Below are 22,858 nucleotides of genomic sequence, written 5' to 3'. Positions count from 1 at the left end.
GACGCGGGTGCCGGGTGGTCCGGGGTGTGGTCGCGCGGTCGGACCACACCCCGGACACGTCCCGCGATCCGCGACGGGTCAGCAGCCGATCCGGCTGGACCCGACCGCGACGTCGTCGTACCAGAGCGTGTCGGACCCGCCGCCGTAGCTCTCCCAGCCCAGCTTCAGGTCGGTGAGCTGAGGCCGCCAGGTGCGGTTGTACCACTGGCCGTCGATGTCGTGCGTCGGTACGCCGTCCGCGGTCAGCCCGGGCACGGCGACGCCGTCCAGCCAGGTACGGAGCTGACCGGCGGAGCCGTCCACCATGAACTCCAGGCAGGCCCACCGGTTGGTGGGCAGCGGCAGGCTCTGCGCCACCCCGGCCGGGCTCTGCTCGGGCAGCGTGGCGTCGTCCGACGCGCGGTTCCACTGCATCGCGCCGTTCTGGCCGCCCATCCGCAGGTCCTTGTTGCCGTCGGCGGCGTCGGTCATGGCCATCATCGTGGTGTGGTCGGTGGGCTGGGCGGTGGTGTGCCGCACCCAGATCCGGCCGTACCGGACGCTGCCCAGGCTGCCGAGGTTCTTCGTGGACCGGATGAACACGTGGTTGCAGTAGCCGGCGGCGCCGTTGATCCGGACCGCCCGGCTGCCGCTGTGCGTGGTGGTGCTGTCGACGGTGGCCGTGCCGGCGCCGGCGCAGTCCGGGTTCACCACGGTCCAGTCGCCGGACGGTGTCGAGCCGGTCTGGTTCTCGAAGCCGTCACAGAGCGCCGCCCCGGCGCAGCCGGCCGGCGGCGGCGCGGTGGTCGGCGGGTCCGTCGTCGGCGGCGTCGACGTCGGCGGCGTGCTGGTGGGCGGCGTCGAGGTGGGCGGCGCGGTGGTCGGCACCATCGTGGTGGGGGCGCCGGTCGGCCCGGCGCCGTTGCACGGCACGCCGTTCAGGGTGAACCCGGTCGGCGCGCCGCCGCCGGCCGAGAACGTGCCCTGCACGCCGAACTCGGTGGAGCCGCCGGCCGGGATGCTGCCGTTGTACGACACGTTGCGGGCGGTCACCGTCGATCCGGACTGGGTGACCGTGGCGTTCCAGCCGTTCGTGACGCGCTGGTCGCCGGGGTACGTCCAGGTGACCGTCCAGCCGGAGACGGCGGTGTCCCCGGGGGAGACCTTGACGTTGGCGGTGAACCCGCCGGACCACTGGTTGGGCGTGTAGTCGACCCGGCACCCCTGGGCGGCGGCGGCCGGGCCGGCGAGCAGGGCCGTGCCGGTCGCGGCCAGGGTGGCGGCCAGCGCGGCGACGGCCGCCAGGATCGGGGCGGGGCGGGCGCGGAGAATCTTCATGGAGGGTCCTTCTGCCATCGAGCGGGGCGGAGGCGACGCGGCGGCGCGCGTCCCGGACGGACGCGGCGCGGCAACGTGCCCTGGATGTGGCGCGGCGGTGCGCCACGGCGACCGGTCGGCGCGTACGGCCGACGTGCCCGGCTCGGGTGGAGCTGTCAGCCGCCGACGGCCCGGTCGGAGGACCTCGGCGACGCCCACCCCCAATCTATTGACAGATCCCTATTCAATCAAGCGTTGGCGGTCCACCCTCCGGACAGCTGATCGACAACGGCCGGCACATCGCAGACCATCTATCCCATGGAAGCCCCATCCACCGACGCTCGGGACCGCACCGAGAGCGCACCCCCCGAACAGCCCACCGCCGACCCAGCCCCGGGCAGGCCGTGGTGGCGCCGCGCCCGCACCGAATGGGTCCTCGCGGCGCTGGCCAGCCTGCTGGTCGCGGTGGCGCTCACCTGGCCGACGCTGCGGCACCCGGCCAGCACCATCCCCGGCGACCTCGGCGATCCCACGTTGCAGGCGTGGCAGGTGGCCTGGGCGGGGCACGCGCTGCTGACCAACCCGCTCGACCTCTGGCACTCGAACACGTTCTATCCCGAGCGGTACACCTACGCCTACAGCGACACGCTGCTCGGCTACGCCCCGGTCGGGATGCTCGGCACCGGCTTCGAGGCGGCCGTGATCCGGTACAACGTGCTCTACGTGCTGCTGCACGCGCTGGCCTGCTTCGGGGCGTACGCGCTGGCCCGGCAGCTCGGCGCGAACCGGTGGGGCGGGGCGGTCGCCGGGGTCGCCTGGGCGTTCGCGCCGTGGCGGCTGGCGCACTCCGGGCACCTGAACATCCTGTCCAGCGGCGGCATCGCGCTGTCCCTGGCGATGCTGGCCCGGGGGCACGGGTGGTCGCTGCGCCACGGCTACCGGCCGGAGCGGCGACGGCCCGGCTGGGCGCTCGCCGGATGGCTCGTCGCCGCCTGGCAGGTCAGCCTCGGCTTCGGCATCGGGCTGCCGCTTGTGTACTTCCTGCTGGCCGCCGTGCTGGTGGCGGCCGGCTGCTACGGCTGGTCCTGGTGGCGCCGACGGGAACGCCCGCCGTTCGGCCGCCGGCTGCTGCTCGCGGACCTGGCCGGCGGCGCCGTGTTCGGCGCGGTGACGCTCCTGCTCGGCCTGGTCTTCCTGCGCGTCGTCGACCTCAATCCGCAGGCCCAACGCACGCTGGACTGGACGAAGATGTTCTCCCCGCCGCTGATGGGGTTCCTCACCGCGCCCGGGGACTCGTGGCTGTGGGGCGAGCGGCACGCCGCCGCCCGCGAGCAGCTCTCCTGGCCGCCGGAGATGGCGCTGCTGCCGGGCATGACGCTGATCGGGCTGGCCGCGGCGGGGCTGGTCGTCTCGGCGTACCCGCTACGGCGCCGGGTGGCGCTGGGGGTGGGGGTGCTCGGCACGGTGCTGCTGGGGTTGGGCGCCACGCTGGGCGGGGACGGCGATCCCGGCTACCTGACGTTGTCCACGCACCTGCCGGGCTGGGACGCGTTGCGCACGCCCGGCCGGATGATGCACTGGACCAGCCTGCTGCTGGCGCTGCTGGCCGCCGGGCTGGTGACCGCGTTGGCCGAGTCGCCGGGACGGTCCACCGGCCGCCGCTGGTCACGGTTCCTCATGCCGCTGGTCCTGCTGGCGCCGCTCGCCCTGGTCGTCACGGAGGGCGTCAACACCACGCCCCACCCGGAGGTGCCCCGACCACCGGCGGCGATGCGGGCAGCCCGGGATCCGATCCTGGTGCTGCCGGCCGGCGGCGTGGGCGACCTGACGTACATGCTGTGGACGACCGACGGCTTCCCCCGGGTGACGAACGGGCTGGCCGGCTTCGAGCCGGTCAGCCAGTCGCAGACCAAGGCGGCGATCGCGTCCTTCCCCGACCCGGGCAGCGTGGCGTACCTGCGCGGGATCGGCGTGCGGTCGGTGGTGGCCGTCCCCAGCCGCGCCGCCGGCACGCCCTGGGAGGGCATCGAGGCCCGGCCCGTCGACGGGCTCGGCATCACCCGGGAGGATCTCGATGGCACGCTCGTCTTCCACCTCTGACCGGGGCGGGCCGAGGTGAAGCGGGTGCGCTTGTCCGTGGTGGTGCCCTGCTTCAACGAGGAGGCGTCGGTGGAGCGGCTGCACGGGACCGTGCGCGCCGCGCTCGCCGAGCTGCCCGACGTGGACGTCGAGGTGGTCTACGTCGACGACGGCAGCACCGACGGCACCCTCGCGGCGCTGCGCCGGCTCGCCGCCGCCGACGCGGACGTCCGCTACACGTCGCTGAGCCGCAACTTCGGCAAGGAGGCGGCGATGCTCGCCGGGCTGCGGCGGACCACCGGCGACGCGGTCGTGATCATGGACGCCGACCTGCAACACCCGCCGCGGCTGCTGCCCGAGATGCTGACGCTCTACCGGCAGGGCTTCGACCAGGTGATCGCCCGCCGGGACCGGCGTGGTGACCGCTTCGTCCGGACGCTCGCGTCCCGGTCGTTCTACCGGGCCATCAACTGGTGGATCGACGTCCGCCTGCTGGACGGCGCCGGCGACTTCCGGCTGCTGTCCCGGCTCGCGGTGAACGCGATCCTGGCCATGCCGGAGTACAACCGGTTCTCCAAGGGTCTGTTCTCCTGGATCGGCTTCCGGACCGCGGTGGTGGCCCACCGCAACGAGATCCGGCAGGCGGGGCGGAGCCGGTGGACGTTCGGCAAGCTTTTCAACTACGCGTTCGACGGCCTGCTGTCGTTCAACAACCGGCCGCTGCGGCTCGCGATCTACGGCGGCCTGTTCCTCACCCTGATCGCGGTCGCGTACATGGCCTGGGTGGTCGCGGACGCCGTCGAGAAGGGCATCGACGTCCCCGGCTACACCACCATCATCGTCAGCGTGATCGGGCTCGGCGGCATCCAGATGATGCTCCTCGGGGTGATCGGGGAGTACATCGGCCGGATCTACTACGAGACCAAGCGCCGGCCGCACTACCTGGTGCAGGAGACCGAGCGTCCGGCCGGCCCGGACGAGCGTCCCGGGAGGTGACCGCGCAATTCGGTGGACCGGCCGCGCCGGCTCTGCCAGCCTGACGCGGAGACGGGCCGAACCGACCGACGGGAGCACGACGATGCGAGGACTCGAAACCTTCCCGCCCATCCGGACGCGAGCTTTCGAGGACCCGTCGACCCATGCAGACCGTCAACCTCGGCATCGTCGCCCACGTCGACGCCGGTAAGACCAGCCTGACCGAACGCCTGCTGCACGCCACCGGCGCCATCGACCGGCTCGGCAGCGTCGACGCGGGCACCACCCGCACCGACAGCGGCGAGATCGAGCGTCGGCGGGGCATCACCATCCGCAGCGCCGTCGCCGCGTTCGACGTCCGCGATCGCCAGGTCAACCTGCTCGACACGCCCGGGCACAGCGACTTCGTGGCCGAGGTCGAACGCGCGCTCGGGGTGCTCGACGCGGCCGTCCTGGTGCTGTCCGCGGTCGAGGGCGTCCAGCCGCACAGCCGGCGGCTCATGCGGATCCTCCGGTCGCTGCGGCTGCCCACCCTGATCTTCGTCAACAAGATCGACCGGGTGGGCGCCCGCGTCGACGAGCTGGTCGCGGACGTGCGCCGACTGCTCACCCCGGCCGTCGCCCCGCTGGGCACGGTCCGCGCGCCCGGCACCCCCGGGGCCACGTTCCGGACCGACCAGCCACGGTACGACGCCGGCGCCGCCCACCGGCTCGCCGAGGTCCTCGCCGAACACGACGACGAGTTGCTGGCCGCCCTGGTCGACGACCTGCCGCCGGACCCGCACCGGATCGACCTGGCGCTCCGCGCGCAGACCGCGGCCGGGCAGGTCCACCCGCTGCTGTTCGGTTCGGCGCTGTCCGGGGTCGGCGTGCCGGAACTGCTGGACGCCGTCGCGACCCTGCTCCCGGCGTCGCCGCCGGCCGAGCCCGAGCCGCGGGCCCGCGTCTTCGCCCTGGAACGCGACCCGACCGGCGAGCGGGTGGCGTACCTGCGGTCGTACGGCGGGCGGCTCCGCGCCCGGCAGCCGGTCACCGCGTACCGCCGGGAGCCGGACGGCCGGATCACCGCGACGCGCGCCCGGATCGTCCGGCTCGACGTGGTCGGCGCGACCACCGACCGACCGCAGCCGGCCGCGCTGACCGCCGGGTCCATCGCGCGGGTCACCGGCCTGGCCGGGGTACGCCTCGGCGACCAGCTCGGCAGCCCGGCCGGCCTCGACGGACGCGCGCACTTCCCGGCGCCGACGCTGGAGGCGGTGGTGCGTCCCCGCGACCCGGACCGGGCCCTGGCGCTGCACGCCGCCCTGCTGGACCTGGCGGACGCCGACCCGTTCATCCGGACCCGGGTGGCCCCGGACGGCGGCACGAGCGTGCTGCTCTACGGCGAGGTGCAACGCGAGGTGCTGGCCGCGACGCTGGCCGAGACGCACGGGATCGAGGCGGACTTCGGGCCGGGCCGGCTGATGCACGTCGAGCGACCGGTCGGCGCCGGCAGCGCCGTGGAGATCATCGGGCACGGCTTCTCCGGCACGGTCGGGTTCCGGGTCGAGCCCGGTTCCGGGGTGGACTACCGGCTGGCGGTCGAGCTGGGCGCGCTGCCGCTGTCGTTCCACCGGGCCATCGAGGAGGCCACCCGCGCCGCGCTCGACCAGGGACGCCACGGCTGGCCGGTCACCGACATCCGGGTCACGCTCACCCACAGCGGCTACTGGTCGCCGATCACCACCGCCGGGCACTTCCGGGACCTCGCGCCCCACGTCCTCATGCGGGCGCTCGCCGAGGCCGGCACCCGGGTCTTCGAGCCGTGCCGCCGGTTCGAGGCGGAGGTGCCGGCCGACCGGCTCGGCCCGGTCACCGCGTACCTGGGCCGGCTCGGCGCCCGGATCGACAGCGCCGACGAGATCGCGGCCGGCTGGCGGATCGGCGGCGTCCTGCCGACCCGGCTGGAACCGGAGGCCCAGCGGCGGCTGCCGGACCTGTCCAGCGGCGAGGGGTTGTGGTCGTCGGCGCCCGGCGGGGACCGGCCGGTGGTCGGCGACCCGCCCGGCCGGCCCCGCACCGACGGCAACCCGTTCGACCGGGTGGAATACCTGCGCTTCCTCGCCCGGCGCCGGTGACCGGCCCGGCAGGCGCCGCCGTCCGCACCTCCTGAGTACGCCGACTCATGCCCGCCACATCGACCTCGGCCACGCTGGACCGCATGACGTCTGCCACCACCGCCACCGCCCGCCGGGGCGGACCGATCGTCGGACTGCTTGTCGTGCTCTGGGTCTGCGGGCTGATCGCGACGGCCACCTGGTGGGTGGGCATCGGCCTGCGGCAGTGGTCGGTCAGCTACGACGACGCCCCGGGTGAGGTCGCGGACCTGCGCCGCCGGGCGACGCTGGCCCTGCTGACCTTCGTGCTGGTGGCGGTCGCCGGGCCCGTTCTCGTCGCGCTGGTCGCGTACCACCTGCGACTGGTCCGTACCGCGATCGTCTTCCTGGTGCTTGCCGTCGGGCTCGCCGTGCCCGCCCTGCCGATCGCCGTGCACGCCGGCCGGGACCTGAAACCGGCGCCGGCCCCGACCGCGCCCGTCCCTCCTGGACACTGCATGGAGCACAGTGGCGGCGACACCCGCTGCCCGGGCGGCTGACCGAACCAACAGATCCAGGAATCTCGATCTATGGAAGTGGGTAGAGGCGGGGTCCCGGGCGGTGCGCCCGGGACCGATCGGAGGTTCGATGCGCAGACCCCGCACGCTCCTGCTGCCGGCCGCCACCATGGTGATCACCCTGGGCACCGGGCTGTTGCCCGCCCTGGCCCAGCCGGCCGTGGACCCCACCCCCGCCGACGCCGTCGACGAGCGCACCTGCATCCGCACCATCGAGGGAGTGGACTGGTTCTTCGATCCGTGCGTCGCACCGGACGAGCCGTTGCCGCCCGACGTGCGGACCGGCATCGAGGAGGACAGGCAGGCCCGGTGCGGGCCGACCGGCGCCCCCTCGACAACGCCACTCGCGGTCGCCCTGACGGCGACGCCCTCGGCTTCCTCGACCGCGACCGTCGCCCCGACCAGCATTCCGACCTCCACCGGCAGCGCGGGTCCGGGTCCGAGCGGATCGGTCGACCCGTCCGCCTCGGCGGTGTCGCCGAGCCCGTGCCCGGTCACCCCGAGCCCCACCGTGCCGGCGTCCGCCCCGCCGTCGTCACCCGGCACGACCACGTCCGCCACGCCGCCGACCACCGCCGCACCATCCAGCAGCACCGTGCCGCCCAGCGCCACCGTGCCGCCCAGCGCCTCGGTCCCACCCAGCGCCTCGGTCCCACCCAGCGCCACCGTGCCACCCAGCAGCAGCGCACCGCCCAGCAGCACCGTGCCGCCCAGCGCCACCGTGCCGCCCTCGGGGAGTCCGTCACCGCCCGCCGGCGGGTGCGCGGCGACCGGCGGCACCGCGCCCACCGACAGCCGACTCCCCGAAGCGGAGAAGGACCGGCTCTGCCCGCCGAACCGGACTCCGGCCGCGCCCGCGGTGCTGGTGGCGACCGGCGACTCCGTCACCTCGGCGCACATCCAGGCGAAGCACCACCACGAGCCCAAGAAGTGCGCCGTCAACCAGAACACCCAGGCGGACCAGCGCGGCCTGCCCGGCAACGACATGACGTCGAGCTACGCGGGCAGGTACGTGACCGCGCTCAACCAGGACGTGGTGGAGTACTACAACTTCGCGCGCACCGGCATGGGCACCGGTGACATCCTCGGTGCGCCGGCGACCTATCCGGACGCCTGCGAGAACCTCTGGTCGCGCACGTCGCCGCCGATAGCGCTGGCCGAGGCGGCCGTGGCCAAGGCCAAACAGGATCGACGCAAGGCGTACTTCGTCACCACCGGCGGGATCAACAACACCAACTGGACCCAGGTGGCCCAGGGCATCGCGATGTGCGGCATGGCCGAGCTGATGCGCACCGAGATGGTCAAGTACTTCATCCGGAACAACCTCCCGCTCAACGCGGTGATGCGCTGGTACGACACGACCGGCAAGCAGATCGGCCGGGACGACGTCATCAAGGGCGGGGCGTGCCAGGTGGTGCTCCAGGAGAACGTCAACGCCGGCAACGAGAAGGAGGTGACGGTCGACCGGCTCCGGTTCGTGGTGCCCGCCTTCGACGGACCGGCCAACTACGCGAAGATCACCGCGGACGCCAACGCGATCACGACCCGGATGGTCCGCGCCGGGGCGGACAAGGTCGTCTGGATGGGCTACTACGACATCACGCCGGCGAAGGTGGCGCTGGGTTCGTTCGCCCAGACGTACGTGCAGAACACGAAGTTGCCCGACCCGGTCAAGGGCGCGCTGCCGAACATCCCCGACGTCGAGGTGGACCTCGTGACGCAGCCGGCGTGGAAGACACAGGTCCAGACCTGGACGAAGGACGTCAACAACGCCATCCGGGCGAGCATCCTGCCCGCCGACCCGATCGTCCGTTTCCAGCCGGCGCCGGCCCTCACCTCCGACAAGATCCAGAAGAAGTTGATCGGTGGGTGCCCGCACCCCAACCTGCCCGGGCACGACGAGTTGGCCAAGGCGCTGGACGCCGCGATCAAGGCGTAGGCCGCACGGAACCGGGCCGGTACGCGGATCGCGTACCGGCCCGGTCGCCGGGATCGGGCGGGGCGGCCGATCCCGCTCCTCGGGAGGGGAACTGTCGTACATCAGCGTGCGTCTATGGCCATCCGTGAGCGCGGCCCTAACCTCACCCCGGGGCGGCCGGAGAGGGCCAGTGGGGAGGCCGGATGTCCGACCAGAGGGAGCGTCGCGATGCCCGGAGAACGACGACGCCGGGCGTCGCGCCCGACCGCTCCGCGCACCCGTTGGTCCGTCCCGCCGACGCGACCCGGAGCGTGCCGGAGCTGGCCGGCCTGCTGCGTCAACTGCGCCGCCGGGAGGCCCGGCAGCAGGGTGAGACGCCGTTGACCTACCGACAGCTCGCCGCGAAGACCGGCTGGTCGCGTGGCGTGATCGGGGAGTACTTCGCGGGGAACATCCTGCCGCCGACGGAGCGGTTCGACATCCTGATCCGACTGCTCGGGGCCACCCCCGTGGAGCAGGGCGCGTTGGCCACCGCGCGGGACCGGGTGGAGGAGGCCCGACGGCAGCCCGGACCGGACCGGACCCCCGCCCTCCGGCCCGGTGGCGGGCGGGCCCGCACCCGGGCCGCACGGCTGCCCGTACCGCGTCAGCTTCCGCCGGCCCTGCCCGGCTTCGTCGGCCGGCAGGCGCAGTTGGCGCACCTGGACGGCGCGGGTGACCGCGGCGGGCCGGCGACCGGCGACCCCGCCTCGACGATCGTGGTCCTGTCCGGTACCGCCGGGGTGGGCAAGACGACGCTGGCGGTGCACTGGGCACACCGCGCCGCCGACCGGTTCCCGGACGGCCAGCTCTACGTGGATCTGCGGGGCTTCGACTCCACCGGGGCGGTGGTGACACCGGCGGATGCGGTGCGCGGCTTCCTGGAGGCACTGGAGGTGCCACCGGAACTGCTGCCCCACCACCTGTCCGCGCAGGTCGGCCTCTACCGCAGCCTGCTCGCCGACCGCCGGATGCTGGTGCTGCTGGACAATGCCCGCGACGTCGAGCAGGTCCGGCTCCTGCTGCCGGGCAGCCCCGGCTGCCTGGTGGTGGTCACCAGTCGCAACCGGCTCGCCGGCCTGATCGCCGCCGAGGGCGCCCGGTCGATCGATGTCGGGCTGCTCAGCACCGGCGAGTCCTGGCAGTTGCTGGCCCGGCGCCTCGGCGCCGAACGGTTGGCGGTCGAGCCGCAGGTCGTGGACGAGATGGTCGAGCGGTGCGCGCGGCTGCCGCTGGCGCTGGCGGTGCTCGCCGCCCGGGGCGCGGCGCACCCCGCCTTCCCCCTGGCCACGCTCGCCGCCGGGTTACGCGAGACGGCACGGCTGCTGGACGCGTTCGACACCGGCGACGCCGGCACCGACGTGCAGGCGGTCTTCTCCTGGTCGTACCAGTGCCTGACCCCGCCGGCGGCGCGGCTGTTCCGGCTGATCGGCTGCCATCCGGGCCCCGAGTTCGGGATCCCGGCGGTCGCCAGCCTGGCCGGCCTGCCCCGGGACCAGGTGCCCCGGCTGCTGGGTGAGCTGGCCCACGCGCACCTGGTCACCGAGCACGCCCCCGGCCGGTTCGGCGTGCACGACCTGCTGCGCGCGTACGCGGCCGAGCTGACCGAGCGGCTCGACCCCGACGAGCAGCGGCAGGCGGCGATCCGTCGAGGGCTCGACCACTACCTGCACTCCGCGCACGCCGCCGCGGTGCTGTTGCAGCCGGGCTGGGATCCGGTCGCGCCGGCCGACGCGCTGCCCGGCGTGGTGCCCGAGGAGGTCACCGGCCAGGGGTCGGCGCTGGCCTGGTTCACCGCCGAGCACCGGGTGCTCCTGGCGGCGGTGGCGCACGCCGGGCGCACCCGGTGCGACGGTCACGCCTGGCGGCTGGCCCGGACCCTGGTCGACTTCCTGCAACGCCAGGGCCGCTGGTCGGACCTGGCCGACGCCCAGCAGGCCGCCCTGACCGCCGCGCGGCGCTCGGGCGAGCGCGCCGGCCAGGCCAACGCCCACCGCGACCTCGCCCGCGCCCTGGTCCGGCTGGACCGGAAGGAGGAGGCCGCCGGCCACTACCGCCACGCATTGGCGCTCTTCGCGGAGCTGGGCGACCACAGCGGACAGGCCCGCACCCACCGCGCGTTCGGCGCGATGCTGGACGGGATGGGCCGGTACGAGGAGTCGCTGCACCACGCGACGCGGGCGCTGGCGCTCTACGAGCACACCGGTCACCCGGTGGGGCAGGCCAGCGCCCGCAACGCTATGGGCTGGGCGTACGCCCGCCTCGGCCGGTACGCCGCCGCGCGGGGGCACTGCGAGCAGGCGCTGGCGCTGCTGCGCCGGACCGACGACCGGCACGGTGAGGCGAACACCTGGGACAGCCTCGGCCTCATCCACGACCGGCTCGGCCACCACCGTCGGGCGGCCCGGTGCTACGGCCGGGCGCTGACGCTCTACCAGCGCATCGGTGACCGGTACGACGAGGCGGACACCCTGACCCGGCTCGGTGACTGCCGGCACTCCGCCGGTGACCGGGCCGGCGCGCTCCGCACCTGGCGCCGGGCCCTGGTCATCCTCGACGGCCTCGGCCACTCGGACGTCGACCGGGTCCGCGAGCGGCTGGCCCGGGCGGCGCCGGGCGAGCCGGGGTGATCAGTCGCCCTCGTGGCGGCGGAGCATCTTCTCCGTCTCCGGGTCGTACTGGAGTTCCCGCACCTCCTGCGGGCACCGGCAGGCGTCGGCGATCCGGGTCGCCCAGGCCAGCCCCTCCTCGCGGGTCTCCGCGTCGACGATCACGAACCCGCCGAGGAACCGCGCGGCCTCCGGGTCGGGGCCCTCGGTGACCGTCCCGTCCGCGGCCACGACGCTCGCCCGCTGGCGTTCGACCCCGATGCCGAACACGTACGCACCGGCCTTCACGGCGTCCTCCATCACCGCGTGCGAGGCCTTGTCCACGTCTGCCATCTCCTCGGCGGGGATGTGGTCCATCGCGCCGTCTTCGAACGAGATCAGGTACCGCTTCATGCCATGACTCCCTTGTCCCGGGCGACTCTCTCCGGTCACCCCTCACCTGTCCCTACCCAAACAGGACGATCAGATATCGACGCCCGTACCGGAAGATTCTCCATCAGGTTGCCCTGCCCCGCTCACCGACCGTGGTGCCAGCACCACCCGAACGTGCGTGTCGGCACCGCCGACCCGACGCGGGAAAAGGACTGGACCGGGCGACACCCGGGCTTGTAGCTTGCGGCTGACCGTGACCCGGCCCGAGGAGGTGAGACCCATGAACCGTATCGATGTGGGTGCTCCCCCTCCGGTCCCGGTCGGGCGATCGACGTAGGTGTCGCCGGGAGCGCCCCCGCCACCACGGCGCTTCCCGAAAGGCAACACCATGTTCGATGTGATCATCGCCGGCTGCGGGCCGGTCGGCGCGATGCTGGCCGCCGAACTACGGCTGCACGACGTCCGGGTGCTCGTCCTGGACAAGGAGACCGAGCCGACGTCGTTCGCCCGCATCGTCGGTCTGCACATCCGCAGCATCGAGCTGCTGGCCATGCGCGGGCTGCTGGCACGCGTGCTGGAACGCGGGCGACGGCGTCCGGCCCGCGGTTTCTTCGCCGCCATCGACAAGCCCGCGCCGGAGGGCCTGAATTCCGCGTACGCCTATCTGCTGGGAATCCCGCAGCCGGTCGTCGTCCAACTGCTCGAGGAGCACGCGGTCGCGCGGGGTGCGCAGGTCCGGCGGGGTGGTGCGGTGTCCGGCCTCGCCCAGGACGACGACGGGGTGACCGTCGAGCTGGCCGACGGGCAGCGGCTGCGCACGCGCTACCTCGTCGGCTGCGACGGTGGGCGCAGCACGGTGCGCAAGCTGCTCGGCGTCGGCTTCCCCGGCGAGCCCGCGCGGTCCGAGACGTTGCTGGGCGAGCTGGCCGTGGGCGTGTCGCCCGAGGAGATCGCCGCCCGGGTGGCCGAGGTCCGGGAAACCGACAGGCGGTTCCTGGTGGCGCCCGTCGGCGTCGGGGTCTATCGCGTCATCATCCCCGTCCCGGGCGTCAGCGACCGCGCGAAGCCGCCGACGCTGGAGGACTTCCGACGCCAGCTCCGCGTGGTCGCCGGCACCGACTTCGGGGTGCACTCCCCGCGTTGGATGTCCCGCTTCGGGGACGCCACCAGGCTCGCGGAACGCTACCGCGTCGGTCGGGTGCTGCTGGCCGGCGACGCGGCCCACATCCATCCGCCGATCGGCGGGCAGGGCCTCAACCTCGGCCTTCAGGACGTGTTCAACCTCGGGTGGAAGCTGGCCGCGCAGGTCCGGGGCTGGGCGCCGGACCCGCTGCTCGACACCTACCAGGCCGAACGCCACCCGGTCGCCGCGGACGTGCTGGACAACACGCGCGCCCAGATGGAACTGCTGTCCACCGAGCCGGGCCCACGAGCCGTCCGCCGGCTGCTCACCGAACTGATGGACATCGACGAGGTGAACCGCCGCCTGATCGAGAAGATCACCGCGATCGACGTCCGCTACGACCTCGGTTCGGGGCCCGACCTGCTCGGCCGCCGCCTGCCCGACGTCGACGTGCGGCAGGGCCGCCTCTACGACCTGCTGCACCAGGGCCGTGGCCTGGTGCTGGACCGCACCGGCCGGCTGGCCGTCGACGGGTGGGCGGACCGGGTCGACCACCTCGGGGATCCCACCGCGACGCTGGACGTCCCGGGCGTCCTGCTCCGCCCGGACGGCCACGTCGCCTGGGTCGGCGACGACCAGCGGGACCTGGACAGGCACCTGTCCCGCTGGTTCGGCGAGCCGCGCGCACACGCCCCGAGCGCCCCGCCGGCCTGAGCGTCGGCCGCCCCGGCCCCGACGTACCCCGGGGACCGGACGTGACCGACGTCCGGTCCCCGGACCGCCCGCGTACCGGTGAATGCGCTTGCCGGGCGGACGCCGGCCTGTCACGCTCCGTCCGTGATCGACAGGCCCGACGTCGACGAACGGTCGCTGGCGGCGGAGGTGGCCGCCGCCTGGGCGCTGGACGTCTCCGCTCTCGTGTTCCTGCCGGTCGGCCTCGACGGTCGGGCCTGGGCCTACCGGGTGGACACGGTCGACGGCGGGCGCTGGTTCCTGAAGCTCCGGCTCGGCGAGTTCACGCCGGCGGCCGTCCGGCTGCCCGGCCTGCTCCGGGCCCGGGGCATCCGGCAGGTGGTCGCGCCGATCGACCGGCCCGACGGCGGCACCGCGCACGCCTTCGGGGACCATCACCTGCTGCTCTACCCGTTCCACGACGGCGGGAGCCGGTGGGAGCGCGGCCTGACGGACCAGCAGTGGATCGAGTACGGCGAGTTCCTGGGCCGCCTGCACACGATCACGCCGACCGCCGGGATCGCCGGCCTCCTGCCGGCCGAGACCTACCGGTCGAGCGCCGGCGAACGGCTGCGGACGCTGGGCCCGCAGGCGGCGGCGAGCCCGGCCCTCGGCGCGTTCTGGCACCGGTACGGCGACGCGCTGCACCGGTTGTCGGCGACCGTCGACGAGCTGGCCGCCCGGATGACGCCGGCCCGGCCCGTCATCTGCCACGCCGACATCCACCCCGGCAACCTGATCGCCGACGGCGACGGCCCGCTGCACGTCGTGGACTGGGACGCGCCGGTGCTCGCGCCGCGCGAGCGGGACCTGATGTTCGTCCTGAGCGGTGACTTCGGGGACCATCCGATCGACGCGCGCCGCGCGGAACTGTTCCGCCGGGGCTACGGGCCGTGCGAACCGGACCGGGCCAGGCTGAGCTACTACCGCGCCGAGCGGCACCTCGACGACGTCGCCGCGTTCCTCGCCGGCATTCTCGCCCCCGGGGCCGGTGCCGAGTCCCGCGCCAACGACCTGCACTGGCTCACCCGCATCGCCGAGACGGTCGCCGACCCCGGCTACGCGCCCTGACCTCCCGCCTGCTGTCCGGGACGGATCAGACGATCTTGAGGTTGGCCATCATGCCCATCGCGCTGTGGTCGACCATGTGGCAGTGATAGGGGTAGACACCCCGCCAGGTGTCGAACGTCGCCTGCAACCGCACGCTCTGCCCGGGCCAGACGATCACGGTGTCCTTCAGCCCGGACTCGGTGGGATCGGCCGGCGCGCCGTTGCGGTCGAGCACCCGGAACTGCACCAGGTGCATGTGGAAGTTGTGCGGCATGACCACGTTGGCGTTGGTCACCGTCCACTCCTCGGTGCTGCCCCAGGCGATGGTGGTGTCGATCCGGGCCGGGTCGAAGACCTTCCCGTCGATGTACGCCTGATGCCCGCCGGAACCCGCCTCGTCCATCCGCAGCTCGATGCTGCGGCGCACGGTCGGCGTGGGCAGCGGCGGCAGCGTACGCAGCCGCGGCGGCACCGACGTACGGTCCGGGCCCTTCGCCGGTACGACGTCGAAGCGCATCACCTGGCCCACCTGCTCGGCCGGGCCGGGCCCCATCAGGTTCTGCAGCACCACCGAGGTGCCCGGCTGGTAGCGGGCGAAGTCGACCACCACGTCGAGCCGCTCGCCCGGGGAGAGCAGCACGTACGGCATGGTGACCGGCGCCTCCAGCAGGCCGCCGTCGGAGCCGATCACCGTGAGGTCTCCGCCGTCGGCGAGCCGCAGCAGGTAGAAGCGCAGGTTGCTGGCGTTGACCAGGCGCAGGCGGTAGCGGCGGGCCTGCACCTCGAAGCGCGGCCACGGCCGGCCGTTGACCAGCAGGGTGGTGCGGTTGTCGGCGTCGTCCATGGTCCAGACCAACTGGGCGTTGGCGTCCAGATGCGCGTCGCGCAGCACCAGCGGGACGTCGAACCGGCCCCGGGGCAGCGGCAGCGCCGCCTCGGTGCGGTCGGTGAGCAGGTAGAGGCTGGCCAGACCCCGGTAGAGGTGCTCGGCCTCCATGTGGTGGGTGTGGTCGTGCATCCAGAGCGTGGCGTGCGGCTGCCGGTTCGGGTAGGTGTAGACCCGCTCGCCGCCCGGCGGAATCGTGGCGTCGCCCGAGCCGTCGTCCTCGGGGGCGGTGGCGCCGCCGTGCAGGTGCACCGCCGTGGGCATGGTCAGCCGGTTCCGCTGGCGGACCACCACCCGCCGACCCGAGGTGGCGTGGATCGTGGGGCCGGGCAGGTCGCCGTTGTAGGTGTACACCTCGGTGCGCGTGCCGGGCAGGATCTCCAGTCGCCGCCGGTGCATGGTGACCGAGTAGTAGTCGGTGGTGGCGGTCCGCCGTACCGGACGCAGGGTCTGCGGCACGGTCATCGGCACGGTGAACGGCGGCACGGGCGTGGCCGTCGGCGCGGCGGTCCCGGCCGTGGCGGGAGCCGCGCCCCACTGCCCGGCCAGCCCGGCCAGGCCACCGGTCGCCCCGACGATGCCCGACGCCGCGCCGAGGCGCAGCAGTTGACGACGAGTGGACAAGGCAGTTCCTTCCCCGAAGGTGCGCGAGAGGTTCCGGCAGCGGCGGTCGGCTCTGGTGGGCCGGACGGTCGTCGCAGGCACGATGATCCCGGTGAATCCGTCGGGAGGAGACCCCTATCGACCGCACATCCGCAACCGGCCGCCCCCTTAGCGCGTCCCCGCGCCCCTGGTCGCGGCCGGGTCTACCCGCGACGCCGGGGCGGTCGGGGCGTCGAGGGCGTCGAGGTAGCGGGCGAAGCCGTGCGGGGCGCGGGCCTGGCGCCGGGCGCTGGTCCGGACCGGGCAGTCGGGGTCGGCGACGACCCGTACGGCCTGCCGACGACCCCGCTCGACCAGGTCGTGGTCCTCGCCGTGCGGCAGGTCGGCGAACCCGCCCAGCCGCTCGTAGGCCGGGGCGGCGCAGCCCAGGTTCGCACCGTGGACGTGCCGGTGCCAGGTGCTGCCCAGATCCCGTCGGTACCGGGTCTCGAAGCGTTCCCGGACCTGCTCGGAGCGGGGCGCCCAGTCGGTCACCCGCACGGTGCCGACCAGCAGGTCGGTGCCGGCGCGGGCGTGGCGCAACTGCCAGCCGCCCCACCGCCGGGGTACGCGGCTGTCCGCGTCGGTGGTCGCGAGCCAGAGATCCCGTGGGCCGTGGCGCAGCGCGTGCGCCATGCCGACGGCGCGGGCCCGGCCGACGTTGCGGGCCCGTACCGTCAGCACGACGGCGCCGAGTCGCTCGGCGACGGCGGCCGTCCCGTCCCGGCAGTCGTCGGCCACCACGATCACCTCCGACGGCACGGGCAGGCGGCGGAGCGCACCGAGGACCGAGATCAGGCAACCGGGCAGCAGCTCCTGCTCGTCGTGGGCAGGCACCACGACGGCCATCCGGTTCACCACAGACCCTCGGCCTGCGCCACGGAGCGGGCCGGCGGCGGCACGCGGAGGAAGACGTCGAGCAGGAAGTCCGCCTCCTCGTGGCGCGCCGTCCGCACCAGCCCGTCCACGTCGTCGAGCAGCCGGTGCACGTCGTCCCCGCCCCGGGCGTGCTCGGCCACCGCCGGCCGCCAGTGCACCGCGACCAGCGTGCCACCCGGTTCGAGCGAGTCCACCGTCCGGGTGGTCAGCAGGTCCAGCCCGGCGTCGTCGAAGTAGTAGCCGAGTTCGGAGAGCACGATCAGGTCGAAGCGGTCGGCCGCGGCCGGCCACTCGTCGGGGACACGCATCCGCTCCACCCGTACGTGCGGTTGGTCCGCGAGCCGTTGCCGGGTGCTCGCCACCGGCGCGGCGGCGATGTCGACCGCCAGCAGCCGGTCGCACCGCTGCGCGAGCCGGCGGGTGAGCATGCCCGTCGAGCATCCCGGTTCGAACGCCGACCGGTACCGCCGACGAGGCAGACAGGCGACCGTCAGCTCGTGCTTACGCCGGTCGTACCAGCGGGTCTCGAAACTCCACGGATCCTCGGCGCCGGCGTACATGTCGTCGAAGTATTCGGCGGGGGTGCCGGGTGAACTCATGGCACGAACACCGTTTCGTAGGGACGCGCGAAGCGTGCGAGAACGTGCGGGGGAAGGATCGCGGCGTCGGCGGGCGCCGGCCCGAGTGGCCGGATCTGGCTGTGAAAGGCGTCGATCGCTTCCCGCTTGGCCGATCTGGCCGCCTCGGTCAGGTCGATCCGGAGCGCGCGGTGCCACGGCACCTCGGGGTCGTCCGGCTCGGCCCAGTGCCACGTCCAGACCGGGAACTCCAGCAGCGTCGCGCCGGTGCGCCGGCAGGCGACCGCGGCCGCCCGTCCGACCGCCTCGTGGTCCGGGTGGCCGTCGCCGCGCCAGGTCGTGACGCACCACCGGCCGGGTGTCAGCCGGGCGGTCAGCGCGTCGGTGAGGGCCGTCTCGTCGACCGCGCCGTCCGGGTGCCCGAGGTGCGCGATGGCGGCGGGGGCGACCCCGAGCAGTCCGCAGGCGGTGGCCGTCTCGGCCCGCCGGATCGCCGCCAGCTCCCCCGGTGAGTGGACCGTCGAACCGGGATGGGAGGCCTCGCCGTCGGTGACGACCGCGATCTCCGCGCCGGCTCCGCCGCCGAGCATGGCGACCAGGCCGCCGACGCCGAGCACCTCGTCGTCGGGGTGCGGGGCGACGACCAACGGCGGCGCCGTCGGCGCCCGACCGGCCACGGCCAGCGCGGGCCAGGTGGCCGGCGCCGGCCACGCGCGCCACGTCCGCTCGTCCGTGCCCGCGCCCACGATCGGCCTCACCATCCGGGATCTCCGACCGCCGTCACCAGCTCGCCCAGATGGGCGAGGTCCGCCTCCGCGTGACTCTGCCGCACGTACACCGTCAGGTCGGCGACCCGTCTGGCGTGGCCGGCGTCCTGGCACAACGGGCCGGCCCCCAGCGCCCGACCGACCCGGTCGACGACGGTGGTGGCGGTCGCCTCGACGGTGGCGCGCACCTGGTGTGCCAGCCGGTCGGCGTCGCCGGTGGGGTTCGCGTCGATCTCGTCGGCGGCGGCGAACAGGACGCGACGGGCGGCGGTCAGGACCGCGTCGACCGCGCCGAGGTGCGCCAGGGCGTGCGGGCCGAGGCGGCGGCGCCGCGCCGCGTCGTGCAGGGTGTCGGCGACGCCGACCGCCCCGCCGTACCAGCACGCCGCCACACCGGCTCCGCCGTGCCAGAAACCCGGCCGCGCGGTGTAGCGGCCGGGTCCGCCCACGGCGTCGGCGGGCACTGCGTCGAAGCGGACGGTCCGACTGTCGCTGGCGGCCATGCCGACGGCGGGCCAGGTGTCGGCCAACGGGGTCACCCCGGCCGCGCCGACCTCGACCGAGAACAGGCGTACGCCGTCGTCAGCGGTCGCGGTCACCAGCGCCCGGGACAGCAGACCCGCCCCGGAGCACCACGGTCGCTCCCCGGTCAGCCGCCACCGGTCTCCGTCCCGGGTCGCGGTGACCGAGGCCGGCACGGCGGCCCAGACGCCCCACGGCTCGCGGCGCCACGCCGGATCGATCACCACCCCCAGTTCGGCGAGGATCGCCAGCGCGTCGGCGTGCCCCTCCCCCAGCCGGGCCAACGCCGGATCGGCGCGGCCGAGCGAGACGAGGCACGCGAACCGCTCGGCCGTCCGTCCGCCACCGGGCAACGGCAGGTCGAGACGTCCCCCGAGCACGGCCGATCGGAACGCGGCACCCGTGGGCTCGCCGCCCATGGTCATCGCGAACTCCCCCTCCCGGTGACGTGGCGACCCGAGTGGCCCGCGGCCGGAAGATGCCCCTCGCACCGGGGCCGAAACCCTCACGGGTCACCGGTTCCGCCGGGCAACCTGAGCACCACCTGGGAGTTGTGGTCCAATCGCATCGAGGTGGGCGCGGCGGGGTAGGTACGACCGGTATGGCCGACACCGCGCTGCTGGACCTCGCCGCCGACTACCAGGTACACGACGGATACGACGACGACCCGGTCCTGCTGCTGCCCGACGGCAGCCCGGTGGAGACCTGGCGCGACGGCTACCCGTACGACGAGCGTCTCGACCGGGAGGAGTACGACCACCAGAAGCGGTTGCTCCAGATCGAGCTGCTCAAGTTGCAGGACTGGGTCAAGGACACCGGTGAGCGGTTGGTGATCCTCTTCGAGGGCCGCGACGCCGCCGGCAAGGGTGGCACGATCAAGCGCTTCATGGAGCATCTCAACCCGCGCGGCGCGAGCGTGGTCGCGCTGGAGAAGCCGGACGAGCGTGAGGCCGGCCAGTGGTACTTCCAGCGTTGGCTGGCGCATCTGCCGGCGGCCGGGGAGATCGTGCTGTTCGACCGGTCCTGGTACAACCGGGCCGGCGTGGAACGGGTGATGGGCTTCTGTTCCCGCAAGGAGTACCTGGAGTTCCTGCGCCAGGCCCCGGACCTGGAACGGATGCTGGTCCGTTCCGGCATCCGCCTGGTCAAGTTCTGGTTCTCGGTGTCCCGCAACGAGCAGCGCACCCGATTCGTCATCCGCAAGGTCGATCCGGTGCGTCAGTGGAAGCTCTCGCCGATGGATCTCGCCTCACTCGACCGCTGGGACGACTACACCGAGGCCAAGGAGGCGATGTTCTTCTGGACCGACACCGCCGACGCGCCGTGGACGGTCGTGAAGAGCAACGACAAGAAGCGGTCCCGGCTGGAGGCGATACGCCACGTGCTGCACCGCTTCGACTACGCCGACAAGGACGAGGCCGTGGTCGGCACGCCGGATCCGCGCATCATCGGGCCGGCCGGGCTCGACCTGGACCCGGAGGACCAGCCGGTGCCGATCTTCCCCCGCCCCTGATCTCGGCTCGACCCTCGACCTGATGGAGGGCCCAACCCTTCGTAGCCGACGCCCGGAGACGGTGGCACGCGAGGAGAGCGCCCGATGACAGCCGGAGCCGAGGACACGTCACGGGACGACGGCACCGGCCAGGCGACGTCGGAGCTCCTCGTGGCGGAACCGGTACACCGGACCGGCCTGGCGTAGGACGCCCCGCTGCTGGGCGTCGTCCAGGAACCGGACGGCGCGCCAGGGCAGACGGCCGGTCACGGCGAGATACGGCCGGGTAAGGGTGCTCCAGGAACCCCATGCGGTACAGGTCAGGACGTAGGCCAGCCGGGCGGGTACCGCCAGGCCCGCGGCGACGAGACCGACGGTCACGCCGCCGAACGCGCCGAAGGCTCCGCCGACTCCGACGACGCAGGCCAGCGTGACGACGCCCGAGCGCAGCAGGGCGCTGCGGCGACTCGACCCGAGGGACGCGTGCGGGCTGCTGACGAGCTCGGGCTCGGCGGGGACCTCGACGGAACGCAGCAGAATCACGGTGATCGCGGTCGACAGGGCGACCGCGATGGAGGGCACGGTGCCGAACGCGAAGGCGAGTGACCATCCGCCGGCCGTCAGGAGGATCACCTTCAGCGGCAGAAAGAACGCTTTCGCGATGAAGAAGACGATCACGAAGTCGCGGACCTGGTCGCGGAGACGCCCGCGGACACCCACCTGTGTCCGCGTGGGTGACGCGCCCCTGGCCGGCCAGCCCGTGTAGAGGCCACCGACGAGCGCCACCACCCCGGACAACGCCAGGCCGGGCCGGAGCACCGCGTCGCCTCGGCCGCCGAAGTGACTGAACAGCACCGTGAGCAGCGTGACGGTGAGCAGTGCCGCCAGTCCGTGCACGGCCCCGCAGCACAGCACGCGTACGGTCCTCGGCACCTGGTCGCGGAGCTGCCACCAGGCCAGGTCCCCGCTGCGGGACACACCGGCGTAGCGGGCGAGACTCGTCAACCACCGGCTCGCGGCCTCCGCCGTCCAACCGTGGGCAGACGGGTGGCGGTAGACGGCCGGAACGAAGGCCGTCAACAGGTGCTGGCGGATGTCGTCGGCGGTGGGAAAGCGATCCCGGTCGAGCAGTTCCGCCGGATCGTGGCCGTTGTCGGAATAGCGGGCCCGGGCCAGATGGACCATGAGGGGCGTGGTCAACGCTCCGGCCAGGGCAGCGGCTGCCGGGTCGGTGGCGTGCCGGCGAAGCCGCGCGAGCACCGGACCCCACCCGCCGTGGTCGGTGTCGGTCGCCGGGGGCGACGGACGGCTGGTGCGCGGGAGGTAGTGGGCCAGATCGGTTGCCGTCAGGCCCTGTAGTTCGATGCCGGCCGCTTCGGCCAACACGGATCCGTCGGCGACCGTCGCCGCGTACTCGGCGGCTCGCGAGGTCAGGACCAGCGGCACCGATGCGGCGAGGTTCATCTGCTCGATCGCCAGTTTTCGCAGGCGGGGCGGCACGTCGTCGAAACCGTCGAGGATCGGCCAGACGTGTCCGCCGCCGACCAGTCGCGCGGCGAGGCTGGGTCGGTCCGGGCCGGCCGACGCGGCGAGCTCAGGATGATCGTGGGCCAGTTGTTCGGCCATCCAGTCACGCAGGGGGCCGGCGGGATCCCACGAACAGGCGTCGAGCACCACCGGCACCGCACCACCGGGGCGACGCCTGCCCAGTAGTTCGAGGGCGAGACGGGTGACCAGCACGGTCTTGCCGGCCCCGGCCTCGCCGAGAACGACCAGTCGGCCGGACGGGATCCGACTGTGGACCTTGGCGATGTCGGCCGAGTTCCCGGTCAGCCGTAGCGGGCCGGGATCGGCGCCGGGGCGGGCTCGGCGGATGTTGGGCCAGTGGTCGAGCAGTTCCTCCGAGGCTGGCCGGAACCGCAGCAGCAACGCGGGTGGGGCCTGCACCCGCCGTTGCTCCTCCGCCTGGACGTACCGCTCGCGGAGGGCCCGCGCCAACCAGTCGGCCGCGTCGTCGAGCTCGTTCAGGCGCGTGGTGATCGAAGGCGGCGCCGCCTTGTCGCGAACTCCGATGACGACGGCCGCCAGGCCGAGGATCCCGGTCGCCGTCCAGACCGCCGGGGGCCACCAGCTCGCCGACACCTGCACGGTGCTGGTGGCCAGGTTGCCCACCATCGCCAGCACCACCGGGACCGCGGCCACCGGAACCGACCGACGCCACCCGCGCATACCGGTCCTCCATCGGT

Annotated in this window: 17 protein-coding genes; 9 read left to right on the top strand and 8 right to left on the bottom strand. The window is 73.8% G+C overall.

What is annotated here, in order from left to right; translation table 11 throughout:
* Nucleotides 1-78: 78 nt before the first annotated feature.
* A complete protein-coding gene (locus tag ACZ6O5_RS15925; protein WP_465977775.1) occupies nt 79-1,317 on the bottom strand; it encodes a cellulose-binding domain-containing protein in 1,239 nt (412 codons plus the stop codon).
* A 297-nt stretch (nt 1,318-1,614) separates the two neighbouring features.
* Here ACZ6O5_RS15925 and ACZ6O5_RS15920 point away from each other — a divergent pair, with 297 nt between their 5' ends.
* From ACZ6O5_RS15920 to ACZ6O5_RS15895, 6 genes are all read left to right on the top strand, one after another.
* Nucleotides 1,615-3,396 carry a hypothetical protein gene (locus tag ACZ6O5_RS15920; RefSeq protein WP_465977773.1) on the top strand — a complete coding sequence of 594 codons (1,782 nt, stop codon included), beginning with the start codon at nt 1,615-1,617 and terminating at the stop codon, nt 3,394-3,396.
* A 24-nt stretch (nt 3,397-3,420) separates the two neighbouring features.
* Nucleotides 3,421-4,371: a glycosyltransferase family 2 protein gene (locus ACZ6O5_RS15915; RefSeq protein ID WP_465977771.1), complete on the top strand. Its 951-nt coding sequence runs from the start codon at nt 3,421-3,423 to the stop codon at nt 4,369-4,371.
* 143 nt (nt 4,372-4,514) lie between these two features.
* Entirely contained in the window at nt 4,515-6,467 is a 1,953-nt protein-coding gene (locus ACZ6O5_RS15910) for a GTP-binding protein (RefSeq protein WP_465977769.1), read from the top strand.
* Nucleotides 6,468-6,550: 83 nt separating this feature from the next.
* Nucleotides 6,551-6,985: a DUF6234 family protein gene (locus ACZ6O5_RS15905; protein WP_465977767.1), complete on the top strand. Its 435-nt coding sequence runs from the start codon at nt 6,551-6,553 to the stop codon at nt 6,983-6,985.
* Between the two features lie 88 nt (nt 6,986-7,073).
* Nucleotides 7,074-8,942, top strand: a complete 1,869-nt coding sequence (locus ACZ6O5_RS15900) for a hypothetical protein (protein ID WP_465977765.1) — start codon at nt 7,074-7,076, stop codon at nt 8,940-8,942.
* Between the two features lie 182 nt (nt 8,943-9,124).
* A complete protein-coding gene (locus tag ACZ6O5_RS15895) occupies nt 9,125-11,590 on the top strand; it encodes an ATP-binding protein (protein WP_465977763.1) in 2,466 nt (821 codons plus the stop codon).
* Here the strand turns inward: ACZ6O5_RS15895 and ACZ6O5_RS15890 are convergent, their stop codons facing one another.
* Nucleotides 11,591-11,962, bottom strand: a complete 372-nt coding sequence (locus ACZ6O5_RS15890) for a YciI family protein (protein ID WP_465977761.1) — start codon at nt 11,960-11,962, stop codon at nt 11,591-11,593.
* A 367-nt stretch (nt 11,963-12,329) separates the two neighbouring features.
* On the opposite strand from ACZ6O5_RS15890, the gene rox reads away from it, so the two are divergent.
* Both rox and ACZ6O5_RS15880 read left to right on the top strand, forming a co-directional pair.
* Complete coding sequence (gene rox / locus ACZ6O5_RS15885; protein WP_465977759.1) at nt 12,330-13,778, top strand: rifampin monooxygenase; 1,449 nt, start codon at nt 12,330-12,332, stop codon at nt 13,776-13,778.
* A 123-nt stretch (nt 13,779-13,901) separates the two neighbouring features.
* Nucleotides 13,902-14,867 (top strand): phosphotransferase enzyme family protein, encoded by a 966-nt coding sequence (locus tag ACZ6O5_RS15880; protein ID WP_465977757.1) that lies wholly within the window; start codon nt 13,902-13,904, stop codon nt 14,865-14,867.
* A gap of 25 nt (nt 14,868-14,892) precedes the next feature.
* Here ACZ6O5_RS15880 and ACZ6O5_RS15875 read toward each other — a convergent pair whose 3' ends face one another.
* The 5 genes from ACZ6O5_RS15875 to ACZ6O5_RS15855 all read right to left on the bottom strand — a co-directional run bounded on the left by ACZ6O5_RS15875 (nt 14,893) and on the right by ACZ6O5_RS15855 (nt 19,545).
* Nucleotides 14,893-16,356, bottom strand: a complete 1,464-nt coding sequence (locus tag ACZ6O5_RS15875) for a multicopper oxidase family protein (RefSeq protein WP_465977755.1) — start codon at nt 16,354-16,356, stop codon at nt 14,893-14,895.
* 147 nt (nt 16,357-16,503) lie between these two features.
* A complete protein-coding gene (locus tag ACZ6O5_RS15870) occupies nt 16,504-17,223 on the bottom strand; it encodes a glycosyltransferase family 2 protein (protein ID WP_465977753.1) in 720 nt (239 codons plus the stop codon).
* Between the two features lie 5 nt (nt 17,224-17,228).
* The gene (locus tag ACZ6O5_RS15865) at nt 17,229-17,852 is read right to left on the bottom strand and encodes a class I SAM-dependent DNA methyltransferase (RefSeq protein ID WP_465977751.1); all 624 of its coding nucleotides are present in this window, start codon (nt 17,850-17,852) and stop codon (nt 17,229-17,231) included.
* Nucleotides 17,849-18,592, bottom strand: a complete 744-nt coding sequence (locus ACZ6O5_RS15860; protein ID WP_465977749.1) for a PIG-L deacetylase family protein — start codon at nt 18,590-18,592, stop codon at nt 17,849-17,851. The genes ACZ6O5_RS15865 and ACZ6O5_RS15860 overlap by 4 nt, the downstream gene beginning before the upstream one ends.
* Entirely contained in the window at nt 18,586-19,545 is a 960-nt protein-coding gene (locus ACZ6O5_RS15855; protein ID WP_465977747.1) for an acyl-CoA dehydrogenase family protein, read from the bottom strand. The genes ACZ6O5_RS15860 and ACZ6O5_RS15855 overlap by 7 nt, the downstream gene beginning before the upstream one ends.
* A 176-nt stretch (nt 19,546-19,721) precedes the next feature.
* On the opposite strand from ACZ6O5_RS15855, the gene ppk2 reads away from it, so the two are divergent.
* Nucleotides 19,722-20,633, top strand: coding sequence for a polyphosphate kinase 2 (gene ppk2 / locus ACZ6O5_RS15850; RefSeq protein WP_465977745.1), 912 nt, complete (start codon nt 19,722-19,724; stop codon nt 20,631-20,633).
* Between the two features lie 108 nt (nt 20,634-20,741).
* Here the strand turns inward: ppk2 and ACZ6O5_RS15845 are convergent, their stop codons facing one another.
* Nucleotides 20,742-22,841 carry an NACHT domain-containing protein gene (locus ACZ6O5_RS15845; RefSeq protein WP_465977744.1) on the bottom strand — a complete coding sequence of 700 codons (2,100 nt, stop codon included), beginning with the start codon at nt 22,839-22,841 and terminating at the stop codon, nt 20,742-20,744.
* Nucleotides 22,842-22,858: the final 17 nt, after the last annotated feature.

It is taken from the genome of Micromonospora sp. NPDC049201 (genome assembly GCF_055586805.1).
Note: the sequence above shows the minus strand (reverse complement) of the source record. Positions and strands in the feature narration are given on the sequence as shown.

What these genes read in the sequence shown, in the direction of transcription:
- ACZ6O5_RS15925 (WP_465977775.1), bottom strand. Translation starts at nt 1,317, where the DNA reads ATGAAGATTCTCCGCGCCCGCCCCGCCCCGATCCTGGCGGCCGTCGCC.
- ACZ6O5_RS15920 (WP_465977773.1), top strand. Translation starts at nt 1,615, where the DNA reads ATGGAAGCCCCATCCACCGACGCTCGGGACCGCACCGAGAGCGCACCC.
- ACZ6O5_RS15910 (WP_465977769.1), top strand. Translation starts at nt 4,515, where the DNA reads ATGCAGACCGTCAACCTCGGCATCGTCGCCCACGTCGACGCCGGTAAG.
- ACZ6O5_RS15905 (WP_465977767.1), top strand. Translation starts at nt 6,551, where the DNA reads ATGACGTCTGCCACCACCGCCACCGCCCGCCGGGGCGGACCGATCGTC.
- ACZ6O5_RS15900 (WP_465977765.1), top strand. Translation starts at nt 7,074, where the DNA reads ATGCGCAGACCCCGCACGCTCCTGCTGCCGGCCGCCACCATGGTGATC.
- ACZ6O5_RS15895 (WP_465977763.1), top strand. Translation starts at nt 9,125, where the DNA reads ATGTCCGACCAGAGGGAGCGTCGCGATGCCCGGAGAACGACGACGCCG.
- ACZ6O5_RS15890 (WP_465977761.1), bottom strand. Translation starts at nt 11,962, where the DNA reads ATGAAGCGGTACCTGATCTCGTTCGAAGACGGCGCGATGGACCACATC.
- rox (WP_465977759.1), top strand. Translation starts at nt 12,330, where the DNA reads ATGTTCGATGTGATCATCGCCGGCTGCGGGCCGGTCGGCGCGATGCTG.
- ACZ6O5_RS15870 (WP_465977753.1), bottom strand. Translation starts at nt 17,223, where the DNA reads ATGGCCGTCGTGGTGCCTGCCCACGACGAGCAGGAGCTGCTGCCCGGT.
- ACZ6O5_RS15865 (WP_465977751.1), bottom strand. Translation starts at nt 17,852, where the DNA reads ATGAGTTCACCCGGCACCCCCGCCGAATACTTCGACGACATGTACGCC.
- ACZ6O5_RS15860 (WP_465977749.1), bottom strand. Translation starts at nt 18,592, where the DNA reads ATGGTGAGGCCGATCGTGGGCGCGGGCACGGACGAGCGGACGTGGCGC.
- ACZ6O5_RS15855 (WP_465977747.1), bottom strand. Translation starts at nt 19,545, where the DNA reads ATGACCATGGGCGGCGAGCCCACGGGTGCCGCGTTCCGATCGGCCGTG.
- ppk2 (WP_465977745.1), top strand. Translation starts at nt 19,722, where the DNA reads ATGGCCGACACCGCGCTGCTGGACCTCGCCGCCGACTACCAGGTACAC.
- ACZ6O5_RS15845 (WP_465977744.1), bottom strand. Translation starts at nt 22,841, where the DNA reads ATGCGCGGGTGGCGTCGGTCGGTTCCGGTGGCCGCGGTCCCGGTGGTG.